Annotated in this window: 7 protein-coding genes; 5 read left to right on the top strand and 2 right to left on the bottom strand. The window is 72.8% G+C overall.

Features of this window, described 5'->3' with window-relative positions:
• Positions 1-306 precede the first annotated feature (306 nt).
• The 3 genes from bioB (at position 307) to SACHA_RS0115240 (ending at position 2,301) form a co-directional block, all read left to right on the top strand.
• Positions 307-1,323, top strand: a complete 1,017-nt coding sequence (gene bioB, locus SACHA_RS0115250) for a biotin synthase BioB (protein ID WP_019811062.1) — start codon at positions 307-309, stop codon at positions 1,321-1,323.
• A gap of 107 nt (positions 1,324-1,430) precedes the next feature.
• Positions 1,431-1,688, top strand: a complete 258-nt coding sequence (bsaP, locus tag SACHA_RS26645) for a biotin synthase auxiliary protein BsaP (protein ID WP_019811061.1) — start codon at positions 1,431-1,433, stop codon at positions 1,686-1,688.
• 40 nt (positions 1,689-1,728) lie between these two features.
• The gene (locus tag SACHA_RS0115240; RefSeq protein WP_019811059.1) at positions 1,729-2,301 is read left to right on the top strand and encodes a DUF2567 domain-containing protein; all 573 of its coding nucleotides are present in this window, start codon (positions 1,729-1,731) and stop codon (positions 2,299-2,301) included.
• Positions 2,302-2,329: 28 nt separating this feature from the next.
• Here the strand turns inward: SACHA_RS0115240 and SACHA_RS0115235 are convergent, their stop codons facing one another.
• Both SACHA_RS0115235 and SACHA_RS0115230 read right to left on the bottom strand, forming a co-directional pair.
• A complete protein-coding gene (locus tag SACHA_RS0115235; protein WP_019811054.1) occupies positions 2,330-3,061 on the bottom strand; it encodes an LON peptidase substrate-binding domain-containing protein in 732 nt (243 codons plus the stop codon).
• A 37-nt stretch (positions 3,062-3,098) separates the two neighbouring features.
• Positions 3,099-3,812 (bottom strand): NUDIX hydrolase, encoded by a 714-nt coding sequence (locus SACHA_RS0115230; protein ID WP_157601720.1) that lies wholly within the window; start codon positions 3,810-3,812, stop codon positions 3,099-3,101.
• A gap of 94 nt (positions 3,813-3,906) precedes the next feature.
• On the opposite strand from SACHA_RS0115230, the gene nadA reads away from it, so the two are divergent.
• Complete coding sequence (gene nadA, locus SACHA_RS0115225) at positions 3,907-4,914, top strand: quinolinate synthase NadA (RefSeq protein WP_019811052.1); 1,008 nt, start codon at positions 3,907-3,909, stop codon at positions 4,912-4,914.
• Positions 4,911-5,258 (top strand): FAD-dependent oxidoreductase (locus tag SACHA_RS0115220; protein ID WP_028663222.1); only part of this gene is annotated, 348 nt, incomplete at its 3' end. The genes nadA and SACHA_RS0115220, both read left to right, overlap by 4 nt.

Below are 5,258 nucleotides of genomic sequence, written 5' to 3'. Positions count from 1 at the left end.
GGGCCCCGCTGCTCGGCGCCCTGTCCGAGGGACTGGCGCGGGCGGGCCGGGACGGGTTCCTGGATGAGGCCCGCCGCGGTCTGTCGCCGTGGTTTGGCGGCGACTTCGACGCCGACCACTTCGCGCGCGGCGCGTCCGCCCACCGACCGTGAGCGACCGTCGGGCCACGCCGGGTCGTACCCGGACCGTCCCCCGTGCCCACCGGCGGAACCGCCGGGACGTGACGTAGGTCGCTGGGTCACTGTGCCCGGACCACCCCGTGCGGCACACTCACACCGACCACTGCCTGCTTCGAAGGAGATGCGCGTGACGGCCGCAACCACCGACTCCGAAATCCTCGCGATCGCGCGGGACCGGGTGCTCGAACAGGGCATCGGGTTGTCGCAGCAGCAGGTCCTCGACGTGCTCCGCCTCGGCGACGAGCACGTGACGGACCTGCTGGCGCTCGCCCACGACGTGCGGATGCGGTGGTGCGGCCCCGAGGTGGAGGTCGAGGGCATCGTCAGCGTGAAGACCGGCGGCTGCCCCGAGGACTGCCACTTCTGTTCGCAGTCCGGCCTGTTCCCCACGCCGGTGCGCGCGGCCTGGCTGGACATCCCCGGCATGGTCAAGGCCGCGGAGGAGACGGCGGCCACCGGGGCGACCGAGTTCTGCATCGTCGCGGCGGTGCGCGGGCCGGACAAGCGGCTGATGTCGCAGGTGCGCGAGGGCATCAGGGCGATCCGCGACTCCGGCAACGACATCCAGATCGCCTGCTCGCTGGGGATGCTCACCCAGGAGCAGGTCGACGAGCTGGTCGAGATGGGCGTGCACCGGTACAACCACAACCTGGAGACGGCGCGCTCGCACTTCCCCGAGGTCGTCACCACGCACACCTGGGAGGAGCGTTGGGAGACGCTGCGGATGGTGCGCGAGGCCGGGATGGAGGTCTGCTGCGGCGGCATCATCGGTATGGGCGAGACCGACGAGCAGCGCGCCGAGTTCGCCGTGCAGCTCGGCGAGCTCGCGCCGCACGAGGTGCCGATGAACTTCCTCATCCCGCAGCAGGGCACCCCGTACGAGAACTACGAGACGGTGGAGGGCAAAGACGCGCTGCGGGTGGTCGCCGCGTTCCGGCTGGCCATGCCGCGCACGATGCTGCGGTTCGCGGGCGGCCGGGAACTGACCCTCGGCGACCTCGGGGCGGAGCAGGGCATGCTCGGTGGGGTGAACGCCATCATCGTCGGTAACTACCTCACCAACCTGGGCAGGCCCGCACAGCGGGACCTGGACATGCTCGGCGACCTCAAGATGCCGATCAAGGCCCTGAGCGAGACACTGTGAGCTCTCGGACGGACGGTGTGAGCTCTCGGACGGAGGCTGTGAGCTCCCGGCCGGACGCGGTGCGCCCTGGGCGGAACCCCGCGGGCCCGGGGGGAGATACTGGCACCATGAGGTACTGCGCGCACTGTGGCCGTCCCGAGACGGCGGGGTCCCCGGGCACGGCGGGGGTTCCAAACGCCGCCGCCGGCACGGAGGGACCGGTCGACCACACCGCCTGCCGCGGGGCCCGGCCGACCCTGGAGCCGCCGCGGTTCTGCGTCGAGTGCGCCCGGCGCATGGTGGTGCAGATCACGCCGGCGGGGTGGAGTGCCCGGTGCAGCAGGCACGGCGAAACCACCTCCGCCGACGTCTCCCCGACCGGCTAGGCTGCCCGGCGGAACCCGGGTCGTGGGGAGGAGTCCACTCGTGGCCGAGCAGGCCGGTGCCGAGCACCCTCCTTCGCCCCTCCGGGCACCCGAGGGGCGTGTTCCCCCGGTCGTGGTGCGGGCCGACCTCGCGTCCGCGTTCGCGGTGGCCTCGGGGCTGGCCGTGCTGGGCATCGTCCTCGGCAGGTTGTGGGCGTCTCTCGCGCCCGCCCGGCGGATGCGGGTGGTGGCCGACGACGGTCGGGTCGCGACGCTGCCGTTGGAGGGCTGGCACCGCTTCGACGGGCTCGCGATGTTCCTGCTGCTGGGACTCGCGGCCGGACTGGTGACGGGGGTGGCGCTGTGGCTGCTGCGGTCGCGGCGCGGTCCCGTCCTGCTCTTGGGCGCGGTCGCGGGGTCGCTGCTGTCCGCCTGGCTGGCCCTGCGGACCGGCGTCGCCTTCGCGGATGCGGCGCACGCCGTCCCCGGAGCGCCCCGGACCGGGGCGGTGATCGAACGGGCCCCGGTTCTGGAATCGTCCTGGGTGGTGCTCGCTCAGCCGTTCGGGGCGACCCTGTCCTACGGGATGGCGGCCGCGTGGAACGCCCGCGACGATCTCGGTAGACGGGCCTGAGCCGGGCCGTGCCGGGTCGCCCCGATGCTCAGTTCCGCGCCGCGGGGGAGAGGGTGCCGGTCGCGCCGTCGAGTTCGTCGTGCGAGGCGGGGACCGCGTGCAGGGCGGACAGGATCCCCTCCTCGCGGGTGAGCAGTGCGCGGATCGCGCGCAGTCTGCGCAGTGGGTGGCGTTGTTCGAGCAGATCCTGCCGGTCGGCGAGCGGGAGCAGACAGTCGGCGGCGAGCAGGTAGGCGAGCTCCGCCGGACGCACGTCCTCCGGCGGGGAGTGCCAGGCGTCGTCCCCCTCCCACGCCCGCACACAGTAACGGCGGTGCGCGGTGCGGGCGAGCTCGGAGAGTTGGGCGGCGGCATGGGCGGCCGCGTCCGGGACGGGGGTGTCGTCGACCCATTCCACGTGCCCGGTCAGGTAGCACGCCGTGCGCGTGTCGAGATCGAGCACGCGGAACCGGCGTACGCCGGTGGTGATGACCTCGAACCGTCCGTCGGGATGCCGTTCGGCCTCCCGCAGCCGAGCCGCGCAGCCGATCGCCGCGAGGTCTCCGGTGGTCTCGACCTCCCGCACGCCGGGATGCCGGATCGCCACGACCCCGAACAGCCGGTCGGGCACCGTGCCGGTCATCAGGTCGACGGTGAGTTGCCGGTAGCGCGGTTCGAACACCGACAGCGGCAGGTGCACACCGGGCATGAGCACGGTGTGCAGGGGGAACAGCGGCAGTGTCGTCGCCTCGGGCCCGCCCGGTCCACTCGCGTCGGTCACGTCCTCACGTTACGGGTTCCCCGGCGGTGTCGCCCGTTCACGACCGCTGTCGCGACCGCGGACGTGTCGCGGCCGTGCGTGTCCGGGCCGGAGGCTTGAACACCGCGAACGGGTCGGTCACGCGCAGGTCGTGGTGGGTGAACCGGTACAACGCGGCGGGCCTGCCGCCCCCGCGTCCGGGGGGTGCGGTTCCCCCGGTCGGGACGAGCAGTCCGCGCCGGGACAGCACCCGCTGGAGGTTGGTGGCCGAGACGCGGTATCCCAGTGCGGCGGAGTACACGTCGCGCAGGGTCGACACCGTGAACTCCGCCGCCGCGAGGGCGAACCCGACGTTGGTGTAGCTGAGCTTGGCGCGCAGCCGGTCGCGGGCGCTCCGCGTGATGTCGCCGTGGTCGAACGCGGTCCGCGGCAGGTCCGCGACGTCGTGCCACGCGGTGTCCTCCGGCAGCACCGGGTCGACGTCCGAGGGCACCAGGCCGAGGAAGGCGGTCGCGACCACGCGCGGCCCGGGAACCCGGTCCGGCGCGCTGAACACGGACAACTGCTCGACGTGGGACAGCGTGCGGACGTCGACCTTCTCGGCCAACTGCCTGCGGATCGAGCCCTCCACGTCCTCGTCCGGGCGCAGCCGCCCCCCGGGCAGCGACCAGCGGCCGAGGTGCGGGTCGAGTGCCCGCCGCCACAGCAGCACCTGTAACACCGCGGGGTCCTGTCCCGCCGCGACGGGGCCTGTGGCGCATCGCACGCGCAGGACCACCGCGAGCACCTCGTGTGCGAGGGGGCTGCTGCTGTTAATATGAGAGGGCACGGTTTTCGATTCTAAGACGAAAACTCCGGAGGGACAAATGACGGCAGACGTGGACGAACTCGTCCCGTACGGCGGTGTCCGCGCGGACGCGGCCTGGGCGGACGAGGTGCGCAGGCTGGCCGCCGACCGCGACGCCGTCCTGCTCGCGCACAACTACCAGCTCCCCGAGATCCAGGAGGTCGCCGACCACACCGGCGACTCGCTCGCGCTCAGCCGGATCGCGGCGGCCAGCGACGCGTCCACGATCGTGTTCTGCGGTGTGCACTTCATGGCCGAGACCGCCAAGATCCTCGCACCGGAGAAGACCGTGCTGATCCCGGACGCGCGCGCGGGGTGCTCGCTGGCCGACTCGATCACGGCGGAGCAGCTCCGGGAGTGGAAGGCGCAGCACCCCGGGGCCGTCGTCGTGTCCTATGTGAACACCACGGCGGAGGTGAAGGCCGAGACCGACATCTGCTGCACCTCCTCGAACGCGGTGGACGTCGTCGCCTCCGTGCCCGCCGGCCGGGAGGTGTTGTTCTGCCCGGACCAGTTCCTCGGCGCGCACGTCAAACGGGAGACCGGCCGGGAGAACCTGCACATCTGGGCCGGGGAGTGCCACGTCCACGCGGGGATCAACGGCCCGGAACTGGCCGAGCGCGCCGCCGCCGATCCGGACGCGGACCTGTTCATCCACCCCGAGTGCGGATGCGCCACCTCGGCGCTCTATCTCGCGGGGGAGGGCGCGGTGCCCGAGGACAAGGTGAAGATCCTGTCCACAGGGGACATGCTGACCGCCGCCCGGGACACCCGGGCGGAGTCGGTGCTGGTGGCCACCGAGGTCGGCATGCTGCACCAGCTGCGCAAGGCCGCGCCGGAGATCGACTTCCGTGCGGTGAACGACCGTGCGTCCTGCCGGTACATGAAGATGATCACTCCGGCGGCGCTGCTGCGGTCGCTGACCGGCGGGGTCGACGAGGTCGACGTCGACCCGGACACCGCCGCGCGGGCGCGGGACTCGGTGCGCCGGATGGTCGAGATCGGCACCCCCGGCGGTGGGGAGTGACCTCCCGGCAGACCGACGTCGTCACCCCGGTTCACGACTTCGGGTCGAAAACCGGGTGGGAGGCGGCCGCCGACCTGGTCGTGCTCGGCAGCGGGGTCGCCGGGCTGACGGCGGCGCTGCGGGCCACCGAGCTCGGGTTGCGGGTGCTCGTGGTGTCCAAGGGCTCCGTGTCCGACGGCAACACCCGGTGGGCCCAGGGCGGCGTCGCCGTCGTCCTCGACGGTCCGGACGGCACCGGGCGGGACCGCGCGTTTCCGGACCGCGCGATCCCGGACCGCGCGATTCCGGACAGCGCGATCCCGGACAGCGTGCGGGCGCACGCGGCGGACACCGTCGCCGCGGGG

The sequence above is a fragment of the Saccharomonospora halophila 8 genome, assembly GCF_000383775.1.
Classification (GTDB): domain Bacteria; phylum Actinomycetota; class Actinomycetes; order Mycobacteriales; family Pseudonocardiaceae; genus Saccharomonospora; species Saccharomonospora halophila.
The sequence above is the reverse complement of the archived record's forward strand: the minus strand, read 5'-3'. Positions and strand labels throughout refer to the sequence as shown.